The sequence below is a fragment of the Desulfitobacterium elongatum genome, assembly GCF_055378975.1.
Genome location: NZ_AP038772.1, coordinates 2,016,539 through 2,036,231, shown reverse-complemented (window position 1 = coordinate 2,036,231; position 19,693 = coordinate 2,016,539). Strand labels below are relative to the sequence as shown.

General features: G+C 42.7%; 19 protein-coding genes. 3 read left to right on the top strand and 16 right to left on the bottom strand.

The window, feature by feature from the left end:
• Nucleotides 1–37: 37 nt before the first annotated feature.
• A complete protein-coding gene (locus ACZ42W_RS09640; RefSeq protein WP_464170319.1) occupies nucleotides 38–1,840 on the bottom strand; it encodes a sensor domain-containing diguanylate cyclase in 1,803 nt (600 codons plus the stop codon).
• A 365-nt stretch (nucleotides 1,841–2,205) separates the two neighbouring features.
• On the opposite strand from ACZ42W_RS09640, the gene ACZ42W_RS09635 reads away from it, so the two are divergent.
• A complete protein-coding gene (locus ACZ42W_RS09635; protein WP_464170317.1) occupies nucleotides 2,206–2,856 on the top strand; it encodes a TVP38/TMEM64 family protein in 651 nt (216 codons plus the stop codon).
• 83 nt (nucleotides 2,857–2,939) lie between these two features.
• Here the strand turns inward: ACZ42W_RS09635 and ACZ42W_RS09630 are convergent, their stop codons facing one another.
• The 5 genes from ACZ42W_RS09630 to ACZ42W_RS09610 form a co-directional block, all read right to left on the bottom strand.
• Nucleotides 2,940–3,938 carry a Tim44 domain-containing protein gene (locus tag ACZ42W_RS09630; RefSeq protein WP_464170315.1) on the bottom strand — a complete coding sequence of 333 codons (999 nt, stop codon included), beginning with the start codon at nucleotides 3,936–3,938 and terminating at the stop codon, nucleotides 2,940–2,942.
• Nucleotides 3,939–3,982: 44 nt separating this feature from the next.
• On the bottom strand, nucleotides 3,983–4,663 hold the full coding sequence (locus ACZ42W_RS09625; RefSeq protein ID WP_464170313.1) for a PspA/IM30 family protein: 681 nt from the start codon (nucleotides 4,661–4,663) through the stop codon (nucleotides 3,983–3,985).
• 719 nt (nucleotides 4,664–5,382) lie between these two features.
• Nucleotides 5,383–6,717 (bottom strand): cbb3-type cytochrome c oxidase subunit I, encoded by a 1,335-nt coding sequence (locus ACZ42W_RS09620; RefSeq protein WP_464170311.1) that lies wholly within the window; start codon nucleotides 6,715–6,717, stop codon nucleotides 5,383–5,385.
• Complete coding sequence (locus tag ACZ42W_RS09615) at nucleotides 6,714–7,115, bottom strand: c-type cytochrome (RefSeq protein ID WP_464170309.1); 402 nt, start codon at nucleotides 7,113–7,115, stop codon at nucleotides 6,714–6,716. Before ACZ42W_RS09615 ends, ACZ42W_RS09620 begins: the two co-directional genes overlap by 4 nt.
• Before the next feature lie 318 nt (nucleotides 7,116–7,433).
• The gene (locus ACZ42W_RS09610) at nucleotides 7,434–8,576 is read right to left on the bottom strand and encodes a glycerate kinase family protein (protein WP_464170936.1); all 1,143 of its coding nucleotides are present in this window, start codon (nucleotides 8,574–8,576) and stop codon (nucleotides 7,434–7,436) included.
• Nucleotides 8,577–8,764: 188 nt separating this feature from the next.
• On the opposite strand from ACZ42W_RS09610, the gene ACZ42W_RS09605 reads away from it, so the two are divergent.
• Together ACZ42W_RS09605 and ACZ42W_RS09600 are read left to right on the top strand one after the other, a co-directional pair.
• Complete coding sequence (locus tag ACZ42W_RS09605) at nucleotides 8,765–9,724, top strand: cation diffusion facilitator family transporter (protein ID WP_464170307.1); 960 nt, start codon at nucleotides 8,765–8,767, stop codon at nucleotides 9,722–9,724.
• A gap of 290 nt (nucleotides 9,725–10,014) precedes the next feature.
• The gene (locus ACZ42W_RS09600) at nucleotides 10,015–10,725 is read left to right on the top strand and encodes a TerC family protein (RefSeq protein ID WP_464170305.1); all 711 of its coding nucleotides are present in this window, start codon (nucleotides 10,015–10,017) and stop codon (nucleotides 10,723–10,725) included.
• Nucleotides 10,726–10,798: 73 nt separating this feature from the next.
• Here ACZ42W_RS09600 and hgcB read toward each other — a convergent pair whose 3' ends face one another.
• The 10 genes from hgcB to ACZ42W_RS09550 all read right to left on the bottom strand — a co-directional run bounded on the left by hgcB (nucleotide 10,799) and on the right by ACZ42W_RS09550 (nucleotide 19,681).
• Nucleotides 10,799–11,095, bottom strand: a complete 297-nt coding sequence (gene hgcB, locus ACZ42W_RS09595; RefSeq protein ID WP_464170303.1) for a mercury methylation ferredoxin HgcB — start codon at nucleotides 11,093–11,095, stop codon at nucleotides 10,799–10,801.
• Between the two features lie 31 nt (nucleotides 11,096–11,126).
• A complete protein-coding gene (gene hgcA, locus ACZ42W_RS09590; RefSeq protein ID WP_464170301.1) occupies nucleotides 11,127–12,125 on the bottom strand; it encodes a mercury methylation corrinoid protein HgcA in 999 nt (332 codons plus the stop codon).
• A gap of 57 nt (nucleotides 12,126–12,182) precedes the next feature.
• Nucleotides 12,183–12,473: an ArsR/SmtB family transcription factor gene (locus tag ACZ42W_RS09585; RefSeq protein ID WP_464170299.1), complete on the bottom strand. Its 291-nt coding sequence runs from the start codon at nucleotides 12,471–12,473 to the stop codon at nucleotides 12,183–12,185.
• Between the two features lie 139 nt (nucleotides 12,474–12,612).
• Nucleotides 12,613–14,349: a cell wall-binding repeat-containing protein gene (locus ACZ42W_RS09580; protein WP_464170297.1), complete on the bottom strand. Its 1,737-nt coding sequence runs from the start codon at nucleotides 14,347–14,349 to the stop codon at nucleotides 12,613–12,615.
• 495 nt (nucleotides 14,350–14,844) lie between these two features.
• A complete protein-coding gene (locus tag ACZ42W_RS09575; RefSeq protein WP_464170295.1) occupies nucleotides 14,845–15,909 on the bottom strand; it encodes an alcohol dehydrogenase catalytic domain-containing protein in 1,065 nt (354 codons plus the stop codon).
• 17 nt (nucleotides 15,910–15,926) lie between these two features.
• Nucleotides 15,927–16,643 carry a hypothetical protein gene (locus tag ACZ42W_RS09570; protein WP_464170293.1) on the bottom strand — a complete coding sequence of 239 codons (717 nt, stop codon included), beginning with the start codon at nucleotides 16,641–16,643 and terminating at the stop codon, nucleotides 15,927–15,929.
• Between the two features lie 16 nt (nucleotides 16,644–16,659).
• Nucleotides 16,660–16,851, bottom strand: a complete 192-nt coding sequence (locus ACZ42W_RS09565; RefSeq protein ID WP_464170291.1) for a hypothetical protein — start codon at nucleotides 16,849–16,851, stop codon at nucleotides 16,660–16,662.
• Nucleotides 16,852–16,878: 27 nt separating this feature from the next.
• Complete coding sequence (locus tag ACZ42W_RS09560; protein WP_464170289.1) at nucleotides 16,879–17,031, bottom strand: hypothetical protein; 153 nt, start codon at nucleotides 17,029–17,031, stop codon at nucleotides 16,879–16,881.
• 87 nt (nucleotides 17,032–17,118) lie between these two features.
• Nucleotides 17,119–17,925, bottom strand: coding sequence for an acyl-CoA dehydratase activase (locus ACZ42W_RS09555; RefSeq protein ID WP_464170287.1), 807 nt, complete (start codon nucleotides 17,923–17,925; stop codon nucleotides 17,119–17,121).
• Between the two features lie 49 nt (nucleotides 17,926–17,974).
• Entirely contained in the window at nucleotides 17,975–19,681 is a 1,707-nt protein-coding gene (locus tag ACZ42W_RS09550) for a 2-hydroxyacyl-CoA dehydratase family protein (RefSeq protein ID WP_464170284.1), read from the bottom strand.
• Nucleotides 19,682–19,693 lie beyond the last annotated feature (12 nt).

Here is a 19,693-nt window from a genome sequence, read left to right as displayed (position 1 = left end):
GAGTCATACTAAAGAAAATACCCCCCACCTCGGAGAGCTAAGTCGATATAATATTCCCTTTTCCCAAGTTCTTACCCTTGTAAAGTCTCTTATCAGCTAGTCGATACAATTCATTATAATTTCGTCCTTCTGCTGGAAATTCCGCCACGCCGATACTAACTCCAAGGTTATAATCCTCCAGCCGCATGCTTTTCTTCATGCGTTCAATAACTTGGACGGCTTCCTCCCCAATCTGAACATCGGTCAGCACGACAGTGAATTCATCTCCACCTGTCCGGGCAACGATATCTTCTTCACGAACTGCTGCTCGTAAGTTCTGCGCAATATATTTCAGTGCTTCATCCCCAATAGGGTGACCCAATGAATCATTAAGTTGTTTAAACATATCCAGATCGAGGACTAACAATAGGAACGAAGAATTTCTTCGTAGTGCGCCTGCTATTTCTTCACGAATTCGCCGCTCAAAGCCTTGACGATTGAGTATCCCCGTTAAACGATCTGTATTAGCTAGTCGCGCGAGTTCATCCCTCTGCCTTATCGTCTCTAGGGCAACTCCCACGACACGGACAAATGCAGCTAGGATTTCCTGCCTCTGTTCAGTAGCCTGTTCCCTCGCATTCATGAGCCATAGTTCTCCGACTAATCCACTATGTGTCTTAAGAGGCTGAATCCGTACTCTTTCCCAGTTGAAAGGATTATCTTCTATGTCAAGAAAATGCACATCCTTATTTTTGCAGGAAAAGCTCTCTTGAGGAATATACTTTCTTACCCAGGTAAGCCAATCCCAGTCCATCTGCTTCAATCTTCCAAAGGGTGCACGTATTTCGGCTATACCTTCTTGATTCTCTAGTAAGAAGAATCCTCCAGGAAGAAATAAAATCTCCATGGCCATTTCTCCGGCTTCTGTCAAAAGCTGTTCTTCTGAATCCGCTTGTACGAGAATTTCTGTTCCACGAAGTAACAAAGTCAGTTCTTGTTCCCGTTCGATTGAAGCCAACCGCAACTGTTGTTCATAGATAAAAGAGGAAATTAAAGGAATAACTTGCTTCATGTAAAAGTATCGATCTTTATCGAGGGATCCCTCTAGACCTCCGAGTAAAACGATAGCCCCTATCTTTTGTCCAAAATGAATCAGCGGCATGAAAACGAGCTGAGTAATGCCCGTGTCTATAAAAGGCAATACCCATTCTTCATCTAACTCACTTAAGTTTTGCAAGACAGGTTGAGATTCACCATCTAACACAACCCCGTCCGCACTAAAATCCTTAGGGAACACTCGCTTTCTGAGAAATTGCGTATGTTCTTGCTGACGAGCACTCACAGATAAGAGTTCATACTTTCCTTCCTCCTGTAGATAAATCCCTGACGCGGCAAAGCCAAAAAGTTCGAGGCTTCGTCGAGTAAATAGGTTTAAAGCCGTCAAAAGGTTTTCTTCTTGATTCATTTCTTGAATAATCGACAACAAAACCTCAGTGTTCAAAGGGTTACTATAGGCAGTGAGATAAAGGAAGGCCCCCTTCACTTCCCCTGAAGCATCAAGGAGGGGAACCCCTATCACGTGGCTAAAGAGATTACTTTCCCCACGCCACCCACTCATTGTCTTATGGACTCTGTTCGTTCCTGAGAATATCTCCTTAAACCAAGGATGTCTCTCAGGTTTAATACCCGAGGGAATTCCTAACAAGGAGAGAGCCCTTGGAGTGGCATATATAATATGTTCTCGTGTAGCCAATACTCCTTCAAACTTGTCCTGGGCAAGAGTGGATATGATGGTATCTAATTGTGGGACGTATTCAATAGCCTCTAACTCTTGCAATTGCACAAGCCTCTCACCCTTCATTTGGAGAACACCCTATTCTATCTCTTCATTTTATCATATTATTTCAATTAAAAAAGTCTCATTTCTAGAACTTTTAAAAAAGTTCCTTTTCATAAACGACAAGTGCTAATTTTTGATGACATAGCACTCGCTCACATTTCAATTTAAGTAGCCATAGTTTTATTTCACCCGAATAGGGGAGCACACTAAACTGCTCCCCTATTCGGGTTTTTGCAATGAATGAGTTCTATTCTATAGTTTAGTGGGTAAAACTAATATTCGAATAATGTCGAAACCAAAAACCTTTTGGGTTTACCCCATTGTTAAGAGAAAAATTCTGAGATATACTTGTCGATAGATAGCAAAAAATGAAGGGAAGGTTGGTCTTGGCTCGAAAAAAAATAGTTTCATACCTTACCCTGCTTCTTTCTGCACTTATCATCATTTTTCTCTATCCTCGGTTGCAAAACCCTGAAGCCTTTCAGAGCCTGATTCTCCAATTAGGATGGAAAGGAATCATTTTAGATTTACTCATTATTTCCCTGTTGATGTTCTTTCCCTTTATCCCTTTTACCTTAATCGCAGGAATCAACATTTTGCTTTTTGGATGGATCGGAGGATTTCTGCTTTCTCTCGCAGGTAGCCTGATGGGTTCCTCTCTGGCTTTCTGGATCGCTCGTTATCTTGGTCAAGAGTGGGCTCGTCCACACTTAGCCAAACTCGGAAAATGGAACAAACTTTCCGACGCCAAGAATTTTTATCTTGTCGTTCTAGCACGCCTTATTCCCGTCTTACCCTCTGCAGCAGTAAACTATGCAGCTGGCGTTTCCCCGATGAAGTTTCCTCTATTTTTAGGGGCGAGCTTGCTTGGGAAGTTTCCTATGATTGTTTGGGAATCATGGTTTGGACATGATTTTTGGCATCTTATGCAGCATCCTAAGCGCTTTATCTTAGCTCTAGTCAGTGGAGCCGTTATATTTGGCAGTGCCTGGCTCGTTTGGCAATACATTGACCGAAAAGAAAAAGCAAAAGCTTAACTTCGAATTTTATATTCAAAAGCCACCGATTTTGAAATCAACCTTTTGGGGTTCGTTTCATTTACGGTGGCTTTTTCATATCTCTAATACTCGTCTCCCCGAGCTATTTTCGTAATCTCTAATGCATCTTCCTGATGAATTTCGCTGAGTACCCATTGATTATCATCCCAACGGAACTCCCAAAATTCGGTGAAATAAAGTCGGTTATCATCTTCTCCCGCTATCGTTCGGCCAGAAGCATCGACAGTATAGTCATATTGGCTTGCAGCAATCATTACGACAAAGTGTTGTTGCAATTCATCTAAGTGACTATGGATAAATTGGACATCCCCTGTATGAAGTACAGGTTCCTTGATTACATTTCGTTCGCCACGGGCTTTCATAGCCGCCAAATCTCTCTTATATCGTTCGATAAGAGCTGGGGCTAAATAATCCTCTCCACCAGTTAAGTCTTGACGTGTCCAAGCATCTTGAATCCAGAAATAAACTTGTCTCACTCGACCTACGAGATAGTCACGATCCCAGCGCGGAAATGTTTCAGCATAATAACGCATATTTTCGCGCGTATATTCGATTGCTTTACCAAACCTCATTAGGTTATCATCATTTGTAATGGGCCTTCCCGTGATATCCAAAGGCGTTTGACTCGAATAATCTGAACCCGTGCTTCGCGAGTCGGGTTTATTCCCTGTCTGAAAAGGATTCCCAAATCCTCTTCCTCCGTTTTTTGCACGCCTACGATTTCTTGAAGAGCTAAACAATCTATAAATGAGATAGAGAATACCGATGAGAACGATTAGGTTGAATATTCCACCAAACATTGATCCAGTGCCCGTAGAAGAGCCCCCGAACCAAAAGAAGGGGAAAAATCCTCCAAATCCACGACTTGGGAATCCTCCTGAAAGACCGCCGCTTGAAAGGCCTCCTCCTGAAAAAGATCCACCACTAAAACTTCCGCCGGAGCTTCCTCCGAGACTACCACCCTTTCCTCCTCCAGCACGAGCCAGAACCACACTGGCCTGGCTCGTGAGGATTAAAAGGGTCGTGAAGGTTACTCCGATTCTTTTCATCCACCTCTTCATGCCCATCATCCTTGTCATCCATCATTTTGAAATGCGACGTTAGACTACTCCTCTTTTTTCAACTGAGCTTTTAGCTGTGCTAATTCATCCTCAATCTCAGAACCGGCCTTGTTTTTCTGAAGTTCAGCAAACTGATCTTCGATACTATTTCCGGTTTGAATCATGGTTCGGGAGGCCTTGGCTTCTGCTTCCGAACGTTCAACTCTTTCCTTCATCCGGTCGAAGTTTGCCATCGGATCTTGATTCGACATCCCAGAAACTGCTTCATTGGCTTTTTTCATCGTCTCAGCACGGCGTTGGCGCATAATAAGGTTATTGCGTTCTAATTTTGCCTTGTCTAATTTTTCTGTTAGGATACGTAAATTTTCTTGGAGATCTTCTACCGCTTTGGCTTGCTCGGTCAGCTGTGCTTGATAATCAAGAATACTCGTTTCAGCTTGTTTCTTAAGAGTTAAGGCTGTGCGGGCTAAATCATCCTTCCCTTGCTGAACCGCCAAAGTTGCCTGCTCAGTGCGTTGTGCTACTTCCTTAGTGAGAGTCTCAATGCGTTCTTCGAGCTGAATCTTATCTGCAACGGCTCGGTTTACTTGAATTTGGAAGTTCCGAACCTCCTCAGTTGCTCTCTCTACATAAAGATTTAACATTTTTTCCGGGTCTTCTGCTTTATTCACCATATCCATAATATTGGCTTGTAAAAGGTCTTTAACACGAGTAAATAATCCCATTTTTTGTTCTCCTTTCGTTTTGAACACACTCATTCTCTATATTATTTCCAAAAAAATGATGTGTGAGAAATCTCTTAGATATCTGAAAATCTCCTAAGAAAATACTCAAATACCTTACGTCTCTTTGGTATTCTCCTTCTTTCACTGAAAATCCTTTTCACCTAATATAACTTATCAAATTTCTCCCAGTCTAAGCAGATAACCTGATATGGGAATCACTTTAAGTCTAGCACAGAAATTGGACTCTACCATGAAAAGCTTATGAAGATTCTATGAATTTCATTCTCTTTACTTAGAGAATCATGGTATCAGATTTTTATCACTTCCTCTCCGATATAAGGGCTCGCTGCGCTATACCATTCCAAGGCCTATCGTGGTATAGAAAAAGACCCTACCCATTTGCTTTGGGTAAGGTCTTGCAACTTTCACGGTGATAGGCCGGGTCCACATCGGACCGTATGGCGACACTATCCACGGCATCTCTGCCGCTCGCTACTCCCCTTACTTATGTGCATTCTCTCCAAGTTTTTGAATTGGAAAGAATCTCTACATTCATTATTCTACGCGATAGGCGCTGTGATGTCAAAGGCGATTTTAAGCCAAATACGTCATTCTAGACGCTTCTTGGGTGATTTATGATTTTAGAAATTTCACCGATGACATCCTTTCGCCCTCAATCTCCTCGAAGCTCAATCAATCGCTGACTTTAAGTAAATTCATTACGATTTCTTCGCACGGGTCTCCCACCACGTCTTGAAAATCCTCCAGCTCAAGAGCATATCCCCCAGCGTAAAAACGAGTCCGCCAAGTACCCTGATGATTAAATAGGGACTAACGATGGTTTTTATCTGTATAAAGTCAATCTCTAAGACACGTCCTAAATAGGTTTGAAGAAAACCAGCTATAAGGAGTGAGGTCCCCATAATGACTAATCCAACGTTGAGTTGAAGTACGCCGAATAAGCCGAGGAGGTAAGCCTTCTTATTGGGTTCATTTCCTTCACTTAAAATGTAATACGCGCCAGCCAAAACCAAAAAACCCAGAGCACCAAACAAGGCAAAATGAGCGTGCCCCGAAGTGATGTAGGTACCATGCATGTAGAGATTAATCCACGGTACGGTGATAAGTAATCCCAAGAGAGAAGCTCCGGTAATATGATAAAACATGCTACTCAGTATTAACCCGGCGGTCAATTTTTCTCGTCGGTCCATTGGTCGACGTTTTTTAAGTCCTTTATACGTCAAATACGCAAGCAAGAATACAGGGATCATCTGAATCAAACTAAACACCGTTCCGATAATTAACCATACAGAGGGAAACCCGATCCAATAATAGTGATGTCCCGTTCCAAATAACCCACCAGAAACAGCTAAACCTGCTTCAAGGTAAAGCCATTTTTCCATATCCTTCTTCTCAGCTAAATGTGATGTAATAAAGAACGAAGCAACAAATCCACTCGTGGTCAGTTCAAAGGCCATCTCCTCCCATGCATGTACGACCCAGAATTTCACTGCCTCATCAGCTACAGGATTTCGAATACTTAGTACGTTGGGAATAAGCAAGATACATAAAAAGACGAGCCCAGCAGTCATGACCACTGAAGCAGGAGTTAGATTCTTCTTCCCCTTCCAAAGCGTCCTTAGGAGATTATAGGTCCCCAGCGCAATAGCGAAAGAAATTCCCGCATAGAAATAGGGTAATCCATCCAGATATTCTCTTCCATTCCCTATGCGTAAAGCCAGGGTACTAAATAGCCCCCCGGTAGAAAGAAAGACAACATAAAATTGCCACTTGGCTATTTTTAACGAATAAATCTCCGACTTTAGTTCTTGTACCGTAAAATAGTAGACCATTCCCATCGTGCCAATGAGTGGCCAGAAATTCGCAAGGGCAAGATGAATCGAACGCCCATATTCATATGGAATCGGCGACGGTAAATCAGGAATGATAAGAGCGCTCGCCCCAAGCAAAGCGACTACCCCCTGTGCTGAAAACAAAAAGACTGCATACAGAACATACCAACGCGCTATTTTTCCCCCCTGAAACGTTTTCATAGACCCTCCCTACCCTCCGTGTTTCTCGGCGTAGGAGGCCATCCTAGGGTCGGGATATCGTTAAGGTATTCGAAATAACTGATCAGTTTCTCGGATTCTACCAGTGTCAAACCCGGATGCTTACTCTTTTTATCGGGTGGATAGACTGGCGGATCAAGGAAAAAATCAACGAGTTCTGTTCGATTTCTCTTCGCTATGATATGGGTCAAATCTTGTCCGACATATCCCCCATTGCCAAATAACGTGTGACAACTGACACAATTATGTTTTTGCCAGACTTTCTTTCCCTGAGCACCGTTTTCGTCGATCGGATGAGGTAAGCTCCACGAAGCATAATTAGCCCAACCAAATAGTCCGAAGGAGAGCACACTGACGAGGATAAATGTCTTTAACTTCACTGCACCTCATCCATTTCTTCTGCAATATCATATGAATTCGATCCTTTTAAATCTTAGAAAATAACTTCGCTTTGCTATCGTTTCCGTATAACTATTAGTATGGACGAAGTACTGCAGATATAGTCGCTATCGAAGGCTCGCTAACATATTTATGCCCGCACACACCGAAAGCCCCTTATAAACCCTTACCTTAAGAGTCCTTAATTGAGAGCGAAAAACTTGATGTTCCTAGAAGAGCTTTTAATTACGGATTAATCAAAGCAGGGGCCCTAAAAACTTTTCTAGGACACCCTGCTTTCATGAGGGCTTCACTTATTTTTATAATACGATTCCTTTTCCCATGCGGAGCATACGAAATCCACGTTCGGCAGCTTCGACTGTTAGGTCATACGCCTTAGCCATCGAATCTTCTAAAGACATCGGACCATTCACAATCGAAAGAATGGAACTCAGCCCATGCTCATAAAGGGATTCTGATCCAGGTCCGATCGAACCAACGATTGCCAAGGTAGGTTTCCCATATTTCATGGCCCTTTTGGCGACCCCCATTGGGACTTTACCATAAACAGACTGCCCGTCAATTCGTCCTTCGCCTGTAATGACAATATCGGCATGCTGAAGCCGCTCATCGAATCCGACCGTGTCAAGAATCGCTTCAATGCCAGTCTTAAGTTGCGCCCCGGTAAAAGCGAGTAATCCGGCACCTAAACCTCCTGCAGCACCTGCCCCAGGCACTTTGAGTAAATCCATACCGATTTGCTCTTGAATCTTCTGAGCGAAATGGGCGAGATTCTGATCGAGTTGTTGAACCATTTCCGGAGTTGCGCCTTTTTGCGGACCATAAACCGCTGACGCTCCGCGAGGTCCGCAGAGAGGATTATCCACATCACACATGACGATAACTTCTGTATCTTTCAAACGGGGATCTAACTCCGTTAAATCGATCTTCTCCAAGCGCGCAAGGGCTTCCCCACCAGGTTCTAGCTCTCGACCATCTCTGTCTAGGAGTTTTACCCCGAGCGCTTGAGCCATTCCAGCTCCACCATCATTGGTTGCACTCCCGCCAATCCCAATAACGATGTGTTTGGCTCCCCAATCTAATGCCTTAAGGATCAGTTCGCCTGTCCCCCGAGTTGTCGTCATTAGAGGGTTTCTTTTTTCTTTAGGAACTAGAGGCAAGCCAGATGCTGAAGCCATCTCCAAGACGGCTGTCCCATCCGGTAACTGTCCAAGAATCGCCTCAACAGATTCACCAATTGGTGATGTAGCACTCATAGTGTGTATTCTTCCCTTTTCAGCTTGAACGATGGCTTCAACTGTCCCCTCTCCTCCATCAGCCATGGTGATAACCTCGGTCGTGGCATCAGGGTATACTCGCTGAATTCCAACTGTGATTGCTTCTCCTGCTTCTTGGCTGCTTAAACTCCCTTTAAAAGAATCGACAGCGATGAGAACGTGCATCGAAACCCCTCTTTTCATCCATAATTTACTCTCCTACCACCCTTTAAAGGAATTTTAAACTAAATTTATATTCAATACAATCTAACAAGGCAACTATTAAAAGGAAAAACAATTATTTTTCTTACAAGTTGTCCATACTAAGTTTGCGATTCTTTGGCCCAATCATCCTGATTGTTGGAGGTTTAAATATGACTTTTGAAATCCTTAAAAAAGGAAATGTCTCCTCAGGCATTGCAACGATAGGGAATATAGGACTAGCAATCATCAAATGGATTGCTGCCCTCATCAGTGGGAGCGGTGCGATGTTTGCAGAAGCGATGCATACCTTGGCTGATGCCGTAAATCAAGGATTCGTCTTTGCAGGAAGTATACTCGCCGAGCGAAAACCGACGCGTCGTTTCCCAAGGGGTTTCGGACGATTGATCAATGTATTTTGCATGATTGCAGTCATAGTCGTTACCATTATGGCATATGAAACCATCTTGGAAGGAATCCACCTCATTCAGCATCCTGTGCAAACCTCGAACCTTTTTCTTACTCTATCCATTCTCTTCATATCCATTTCGGTTGATGGTTATGTGCTCTTCAAAGCCTTCCATGAAATTGCACGTGAAACTCAAACTAAGGCCCATGGCCTCAACCTCATTTCCAATGCCTTTCGCAACGTAGGCCGCGCTGCACCACCAACGAGACTCGTATTCTATGAGGATTTGGTAGCGACCTCAGGAGCAACACTTGCCTTCTTGGCTATTCTAATCAGTAATTATTCACCCTATAAAATACTCGATGGACTTGCAGCAGTCCTTATCGGATTAATGATGGGTGGCGCTGCCTTCAAGGTAGGTTACGATAATATGGTTGGACTCATTGGGGTTGCTGCTCCACTGGAAGTGGAGGAAAAAGTAGCTCGAATTATCTTATCAGACCCCGATGTTCGAGACATTAACAAAATGCGCATTATTCAAGAAGGACGATTTTATCATACGGAGAGTTATATTGAGTTAAGATCCGGCTTATCTCTCGCCGAAGCAGATGATATAAAATTCCGTGTTCGGGATTCCTTACTTGCAAGTCCTGAAATTTCTGATGTGACACTGGGAATCATTGAAGATAACGGGGAAAAAGATTGGAGCCCGTTGACACATTAACTATTTTTTTATATACTATATAAAGTAATAGTTCAAAGGGGAGTAGCTGGACAGCAAAGTCGTCATTACGGATTTTTAATCCCGGCTTTGTTGGCAACACAGTTGTTAGCAAGACCTTTGCCCAAAAGGGGGTGAAGGTCTTTTATGTTTTCTTTTTATTATAAAGTCTTCGGTTCTCTCTTTCCTCCATAGACTCTACCTTATACCTCTAAGGTCTTCTATTAGATGCTGTACTATCTTTAGTCTAATCATTCTAAAAAATCATTAAATGAAAAGAGAGGAAGAAAGAAATGGAGTTATTTAGTCCCGAATTTTTTAGTGCCCTTCTATCCATCGTGCTCATGGACTTAGTTCTTGGTGGAGATAATGCGATAGTCATCGGTATGGCTGCGCGTAATTTGCCACATAAGGAACAAAAGAAGGTCATCTTCATCGGTACAGCGGGGGCAATTGTCATCCGTACCCTTGCCACCTTAATCGCGGTTTGGTTGTTAAAAATTCCTGGGCTAATGTTAGCCGGTGGTATCCTTCTTCTCTGGATGGCTTATAAGCTACTTACCGAAGATAAAGGAGAAGATTGTGGTGTTGAATCCTGTCCCAATATTTGGGTTGCTGTTCGTACCATTATCATAGCTGATGCTGTGATGGGGTTAGACAATGTTTTAGCCGTAGCAGGGGCTTCACACGGTAACTTTATATTGGTAATGTTTGGACTAGTAATTAGTATCCCGATTGTGGTATGGGGAAGTACCCTTGTTATTAAAGCAATTAATCGTTTCCCGGTAATCATCCAGATAGGTGCTGCAGTTATTACTCATACAGCAGCGACGATGATTGTAGGTGAACCTTTAGTTCATAATTTTCTAGGAGACAGTCCAATTATTGAATGGGGTATTAGCATCGTCTTAATTACCATAGTCTTGATGCTCGGAAGACGAAGACAAAAATCCTGTGATTTAAAGCAACAACAAGCTGTTGGTTTGCCCAATTCAGGTAAATAAGTGTAGTCCTATTAGAAAACGGTAACCGTAGATGGGTTACCGTTTTTGTGTTTAAATAATTACTAAAGGCAAACTAACAACAACTATCGCCACTTCCAGAACAATCACAGCTCGGTTCGGAGCCTGTTAGCCAACCCTTAATAATTGCAGATGCGCAGCCCACACCCGGCTTAACTTCTAATGCTTGAAACGGGCAATTCTTAACGCAAGCCCCGCATTCCATGCAACTATCTTTATCAACGATGACTAATTTACGATCACTCATTAAAAATACATTATGCGGACAAACTTCAATACACTTGCCACAGCCGGTACACTTTTCTGATTCTAGTCTTAAAGTCGATACATTTTTTAAATATCGATGCTTCATACTATTAACTTCCTCTCTATAATTCCTTCCACTAAATATAACTATTAATCAGAAATAAAACTCCCCCCAAGAATATGGAGATAATAATAGCAGGAATTGCAATTCTCATCTCTTTCAAAACCCCTGAAAAAGACGTAAACGTTGAAGAGCCTGTAAAATTCATGGCGTAATACGCGGATACAGCAGGTAAAATAAGTAAATACCCCAGTGCTCTTAAGAGAGTATATTGAGGAGCATCCGGCCATCCATTCAGAACATTTACGAAGATTGCCCAAATAAATCCCAAGACCCATCCCTTCCAAGCGAAAGGACTGCCTGGAATCCAGGGCAGTAAGATCGGGGTTAAGACACAACCTACGATAATCGCACCAATATAGGCATAGAAATCAACCAAACCAAAGGGCCCCACTCCAAGAAGATTTAACAAAAAAAGTATCCCAAAAATAATTAAGGATAGCTTAAACGTACTGACTAAGTCTACAGGAGTTAAGACAATTCTATCATATGTACTGAAGCTAACCGTTCGCATTTCTGGAGTAGCTTTCATTCCTGAATTAAGGAACTCTTTAATATCCTTCGCCTTCACAGGCCCATAAATCACCTTAAAACCGGTAAACTTAGTAATATCATGGGCACTTACCCCTGGTGCACCCAATTGGGGTAAGATGATTGTTTTATGAGACACAACCTTTGACAATTGCACGATTGCTATACGGTTCAGAAGCTCTTGAGTCCCGAAGGTCCCCTTTCCTGCTGCACACCACACATTGACTCCCTTCGTATCAAGCGTTAGAATCCATGCATCTATCCCTTTCAATTCCTTCCTTAACATATCAAAGCTTAATTTATAATTCGCAGTCACCATTACTGGCGAATTGGCATCTGGTTTCCCGACACTGTATAGACCGGGTTCTACCTTATAATTCATTCTGTTAATTCCCCAACGAACCTTCCAGGCCCCTACGATATCCTTAAATGTCAATTCAGTTGACGTTGGCGTAATGACTATTTTTCTGCTTGTAATCTCCATAATACTCTTCCTTCTTCCTTCGACTTGACTTCACCCAACCATTTCAACTTTACTTGCTTATCGGTTTCCTTCATGGGATTGAATCGCAGATAAGAATCCAGAAATCTGCTCGATTACAGTGCCATTATTACTGTAATACATCCACGCTCCCTCACGTCTACCCACAACAATCCCACTATCGCACAAAAGCTTCATGTGGTAAGACAAGGTAGGCTGAGTAATGTTAAAGTTCTCTAGTAATTGACATGCGCACATTTCACCATCTGAGAGAAGCTCAATGATTTTTAGGCGTGTCACATCTGCAAGAGCCTTGAATATTTGTACATATTCCGGATAGGAATACTTCATGAAAAATCTCTCCCAGAAGCCATAATATCGATACTTTTTTATATCCATATTATATTCTTCATATAGAGAGATGTCTATATGATGAGTTATAGTAGTGCTGCAGCTTTTAATAAGCAGCAGCTGCGAGATCATCAATACTCTACCTTTTTAGAAACCTAAAGGTCAAGGTATTTCCTTCTACGAAACTACGAATTAAGAGATAATCATCAGAACTGTTTCTAAATCTGAAGTCAAGTACGGGAAAAGCTACGGTTGCATCCTGCCCGGGTGGAACATAGCTAATCGGCAGGGTATGATGATGTCGTTCAAGAACTTCTAAATGAGCAAGAATAACTGCATTATATAGAGTGGAAGAGACTTGGCAGACCCCTCCTCCAAGTCCTGGGGTAAAGACATCTCCTTCGATGATCAGCGCCTCTTTATAACCTGCTTCAGCAGTTCGTTCTCCGACACTCTCATTGAAGGAAAACCTTTCTCCGGGTGCCAACAGTTTCCCATCGAGAGCCTTTGCCGCAAGGCGAATGTTCTCCGTACGATTTACCTGGCTTGAGTCAAAGTAAGTAGTGTATTGAGCGATTGGCGCTGGTTCTTTGACAGTAAGATTAAGTTTAATCGTTTTACCATACCCGTCTACAAGTCCTTCATAAACACTTGAGCCTATTTTGCTGGTATCGACAATCGCGGAATTCCACTTTACAGGCACATCGATACTATCACTGTTGTAAAGCTTAGCCTGAACAGTCTTTGGTAAAGAATAGCCTTCCTTTTGAGTAACCGTTGCAGTTTTATCAGCTATTGAATAAATACTCGTTTCTTTCACTCTTCCGGAAATCAAGTCACTCGAACTTTTTATTGTCTCATCCGTTACAACTCCGCTACCTCCAAAAGAAACTAGGTTTATACTTAAATTACTTGCAGAAAGTTTTCCAAAATAACTGGCAACTGATTTAGGCAAGGTCGATACGGAAGGGTCTACAAAAATAATGGGCTCTCCATTTTTTGCTGCCACTGCACTGCCTGCCATAGCATCAGCAAAACCGTATCCTGTGGCAAGATATACTGTTGATGGATTTTTAGCAAAGGTCTCTGCAATGGCAACATTCGTATCAAACCGGGATTGTCCCGTCAGCCGTTCGACTCTAGCTTGTGGCACCAAACGACTTACTTCAGATTTTAGAGTGTCTGAAATTGCTCCTATTCCTCCAGTTATGTATACTTTCGACGGCTTCTTTTCCAATAAAAAGTTCTTCATTTCTTGAGGAAGTACATCGTGAGGAGATAACAGAATCGGCCAGCCTTTATTGGCTGCAATGCTTGAGATACTTAAGGCATCAGGATATTGTTCTCCAGAGGATATCACTACTGTGGATACAGCTTTATCCTTAAGAGAACTAGCTATCTTATAAGATGTGTCATATCTGTCCACACCAGCTATTCTTACAACGTTTTTAAATCCAAGATTATTGAGTTTAGTCTCGAATTTAGTGTCTATTATTCCAGCACCACCAATGATATAAACCGTTCCAGTTGAATCAAGATGTTTAATGACATAATCAAGGGCTTCCGTTGAGCTAACAACTGAAGCATCCACTAATAGTATAGGGGCTTCCTTTTCGTGTGCTAGAACACTGGCAGATAATGCGTCTGCAAAATCGTTTCCTGTCGCAAGTATAACGTTCTCAAGCTTTTCATTACCATAATACTCTGAGATAATCTTAGCGGTCTCATATCGTGTAGGTCCGTAAAGCCTAAGAGTATTCATGATTTGTGATGAATTAGTCACTGAACTTAGATTATTAGTTGTAGCTATAGCTGGTGTCACTCCAAAAATGCAGCTACTTGAGATTATGAGTGCTGCAATTATCTTTTTATTCATCCAATACTACACTCCTCACTTCAATATCTGGATAATTATCTCATGTGAAGGAAGTGAGGTATGTCGAAAGGAGCATGGTATTTACGTACTATTAAATAAGCAAAGTGTCTAAAATAAACGAATAACGAAATTTCATCTCATCTGAAAATTACAACTTGCTTTTGATGCTAGTTTCCACCATCTATTTTGGAAATTCGCAGAAAATTACTTTTAAGAATTTTTGGCTCATAATTTAAGAAGCAGGTATACGTGAGGACCAAGCGTGGATGTGGGCAAACACAAGAAAAGGCTATTGGCGAACAGCCCATAGCCCTATTTTGAAGAAAGCCCTCCCTACGCCGGATGCCTCCATGGGACGAGGGCAGGGGCTCAAATAAATGTTTCTATGAACCCGTAGTGGACAACGTTGCCCTCAGCGGTTTAATATGTCCTTGTTGTTCTCAATATCATAAGGAACATGGTCACGTCTTTAAATTCATTAGTTCTCCTACCTTTTCATAATTCATAAGGCGTAACTAGCCATTTCACACAACCGTCCTTCTGATTCCCAAATATATCATAGCCTTTGAGGATATCGTTCAAGGGAGCGCGATGAGTCTGAATAAAGCGGGTGTCGATCTGACCACTCTGAATGAGCGGCAGTATTTTTTCCACTCCTTCACAGAACTGAATACCTGAAATAAATTTAATGTTTTTTACGGTCATGGCTGGTACAGGGAGATTAATCGACTCAGAGAAAATGGCTAAATTGGATACAACTCCTCCTGGCCGGGCCAGCGCAAAGTCCATTTGCAGGGTTTGCTCTTGTCCGACGGTTTCTACAACCACATCGACACCTCCACCAGCAACTGCCTTAAATGTAGTTATCAAGTCATCTGTTTGGGGGTTTATTCCTATATCTGCTGCACCATTGGCAATGGCTAAATCCAAGCGGGACTGGATAATATCAATGGCAATGACCTGACGAGCTCCATAGACTTTTTTTGCCAGAAGGCATGTACATAAACCGACTGGACCGACTCCCATCACAGCTATAGACTGACCTGGCGTAAATTTAGCGTTTTCTAGTCCATAGCGGGCGGTGCCCATCATATCACCCAGTAATATAATATCTTCATCCTGAATACCCTCTGGTACTTTTATACAGAATTTTTCAGCCAAAGGAATTCTTACATATTCAGCCTGGCATCCATCGGGCCCGTTGGCTCCGAAACAACCGGCGTCTTTATGTTCGCAAAGTATTGCCACTCCGGCCTTACAAAAATTGCAGCTTCCACAGTAGATGCCTGGCATGACTTGTACTCTGTCGCCTACTTTTAGAGTTTTTACAGCCGAACCAACCTCTGTGATCTCCGCACAAAACTCATGCCCAAGAATCTTAGGGGTAGTTACATTATTCATATGGCCATGCGTTACATGGACATCACTGCTGCAGATAGCCGAAAGGGTTACCCGGGCAACTACATCTGTAGGATCAATGATTTCAGGCATCGCTACATCTTCGAGTTGGTATTGCCCCGGGCCTCTGTACACAAGAGCTTTCATTGTTTTTGCTTTCATTTTTCAACTCCCTCCGATCAGTGTGCTTTGGCTTTTTGATGCATGTCCTTCATACCGTCAATTTCATCACACACATCTTTAAAACCACAGTGATCGCAATCATATTCCAGGTCTACAAACATCTTGTTCATAGCCTTAGTCGCCTTCCCGACTATTTCAGCAACCGTCTTAAAGCGCAGCACATCTTCATTGCTGGATGTGATAAAGATTATTTCTACTTCATCAACAAACTCTAATGCTTTAAGATCCCTGATCAGCTCATTGCCCATTATCTTTAATGAGAAACCAGATTTTAAGGCATTTTTGCTCACCCGACCCCATTCCTTATTATCCTGCGGCACCGAGCGCAGCATATAACCCTCTAACTCCGATCTATATTTCAAATGATCCATCTTTTCAAAACGTTTGTAGGAATTATCTTCGTTAAAACCATGGGTCTTTACCAGCACGATTTTACCGAAAGGTATCCGCTTTGCGTTGGTTTGATCCAGATCCGGCCCAATTATGGTTATATTATTATCGTAAATTTTATCTGCAGACTCAGTCCACATTAAGAATGATACAGATTCGGTACTGGGATGCCCCAGTTCAATGGCAGTTTCATTGTTTAAAATAATCTGGCGCTCGGTGCGCGGCCAAATTCTGCTTTCATCAAAAGCGTAAACCTGGGCTTTGGCTCTGACATCCTCAGCATTTAACATAGCCTTTAATTGGTCTAAATAAGCATCAAACATGATGGATCACCTTCTCCTATTCCTGTGTAGCGGCAGCAGCCTTTTTCTCTGCATATGCTTCTGCTTTTGCCTTCAGTATCGGTTCCACTTTTCTGATCAGCGCATCGTCTAAATCAAACCAATAGACGGTAAATAATGCGATTCCAGCTACGCCAGTCAGAGATAAAACGCCTTTGCCCAGTTTGGCCAATTTTTCTTTGTTTCCCATCTTACGTATACTTCCTTTCATTAATAACTACGATAAGCCATTCATTGCTGCTTTTATCTTGGCAGCTGTCATGAGTAAGGGTTGAATATCATCCTCTACCTTTTCATCCCAATCGGTTTTTACAGCCATAATGGTTGCGATAAATACAATCCCTGCTAAGGGCAATAACTTTTTAAACATAGTCTCTCCTCCTCTTTTAAGGCAAATATTAACAGACTCTTCATTGACTAGAATCACACTATCATCATCTTTTGTTGCATAACCAGGCTATCCTACCTTGGCTACCAGAGCGCTTTTACGAGCAAATTCACATGCTCCAAGCGCACCCATCAACTGAGGATCTGTGCTTAGTTCGGTAATTTGAAACTTCAGTATTTTTTCCAAAGCGAGCTTTAATCCCTTGTTTTTGGCACATCCGCCTGTCATGGTGACTTCCCGTTTAATTCCGGCACTTTTCAGCATGGTAAAGCACCTTTTGGCGACAGATGCTTGGATGCCCGCTGCAATATCATTCGGGTTCTTTTTCTGGGCAACCATACTGATAACCTCTGTCTCAGCAAAAACACTGCACTGGGAAGTGATCGGCAGAATCTCTTTTGCCTTTAAAGACATATCAGAGAATTCCTGCAAATCAACTTCAAATGCACGTGCCATCGCTTCAAAGAATCTGCCGGTTCCGGCAGCACATTTATCATTCATGGCAAAGTGCTTTACTGAACCGTTGTCATCGATAGTAATACCTTTTAAGTCCTGTCCGCCGATGTCAACAATGGTTTTAATTACTGGATTGGTAATATGAACGCCCATTGCATGACAGCTAATTTCGCTGATATTTTCATTGGCAAAGGGTACACGGTTCCGTCCATAACCTGTTCCAACCAAGTAAGCAAAGTCGTTCACAGTGAGGCCATCAATTCCTTTTATTGCTTCGGCAATGGCCAATCTGCTGGTTTCTTCCGGGTCGATTTTGCTGCGTACAATAGAACTTCCTGCGATCTTGCCGTCCAAATCCATGATAACAGCCTTACCATAAGTTGAGCCAACGTCACAACCGCATACATATGTCGTATTCATAATTGATACCTTCCTTTATTTCCCTTACTTCCTTTACTTTGCCAATTACTTACCAAGCATTGTCATCGTCAAATACTAACAGACTGGGATCTAATGGTTCTGCATGCATGATATTCTGCATGAAGTTATTGATTTGATCTCTGATGCCCTGTCTGGAAACTACACGGCTGTCATACATGCTGTAATCAACGATGCAACACGGTATATTATTATCATTAGCCCATTCTTTCATCGCTCCGGTCAGACCCAAGCTGCTTCTGCATCCCATATGGTTCAGATTGAGGATGAAATCGGGACGATACATTTCGGTCAGTTTGGCTATATCACCCAACCAGTTTTCAGCTGGTCCGCGGGTATGTCTGGACATGGCCGCATTACACCACTGCAGAGCCAGACCTTCCAGCATGGTTTCAGGGGAAGTGGTATCAATCACGTTAATTGGCCCATAGGTTTCCATATCTTGTACAACACCGATACCCCAGCATCTTTCCATCCAGCTCCAGAAGTAGGTATATCCGAAGGTTGGTGGGTTCCACAAAATAACGCGGTATTTCAGCGGTTTAACGGAACATTCTTTATTCCTGTAAGCTCTGCGTCCTAATTTCTGCAGTTCCTCGAACAACGGCACCGCATCTGCACGGCCTGCATCCATGGAGAAGAAGCATAGATGCGGGAACCACAGCATGTCATTACAGATGGGAGGATGCTCTGAACGGTTCATTTCCCAACGTTCCAGTTCGATTTCACCTAATTTGTTAGTATCTTCACATACTTTTCTCAGTTTATCCCAGTCCATCTTATGCCCGGTTTTTTCTTCCAGGAAGGCAATCATGCCCATCATGTCCTTAACATAGGCTTCACGGTCTTCCGCTGTCTTAAAGTTGTAAGGTACATCCAATCGATAGGTAGGTATATCCAGCTCGCTTTCAACAATCGCATAGGAAGAGAATCCGGCTTCACAGGGTAGATTCGAGCAAATCATAGCGGTGCCTGGATTCGGCAGATGTCCAGCCAGAGCAACACCTGGCGTCTGGGATGCATAGTTGCAGGTATCATCCGGCAAGCCGTGGTTTACAACTTCATCGATATACTTTTCATGGCAGTGCTGGTCCATCATGATCAGAATGTTTGCAGGCGTTTCAGCACAAAAATACTTAAGATCCATGGCTTTGTAGATTTGTGTAGGAACCATAATCTGTGCCAAGATAGTGTTTTCCGGATCACAGAATACATTATTCAGCGACTCGATCGTGGCGGCAGCCTGGAGTAAGATTGTTTTCCAGGACATTACCAATGCTGTGCCGGTGCGGCCTTCCGTGTATCTTTTTCCCATGGAAACGGTTTTCATTAGATCGATCATCCAGGGATATTCCATCTGGGCAAGTTTCATTTTGGCTTTATCAACTGGGTCTGAAGGTTGATGCATGCAAACCTTCCAGGCTTTCATCCAGTATTTAAAGTCCACCCACTGGTCTTTTATGTTGCCTTTTGATTTTTTCTTAAACTGTGCTGCCATGGCAGCCTTGGTTTCAGTGCTTGCTGCTTTTTGAACCAACCCTCCCACAATGGGATCAGCCGCCATCTTTTTCATAAGTGCATCTCTCGCTTCCGAGTCCACCATGGCTGCCTGAAATGCTGCTTTGCCCTCGTCGCTTATAAACTTCCCAACCGTTGTTTTGACTTGAGCGATTAATTCCTTTCTTACGTCTTCGTCAACGATTGCTTGTGAAAGCAGGCCTTTTAACTTTTTATCCATACTGTACGCCCC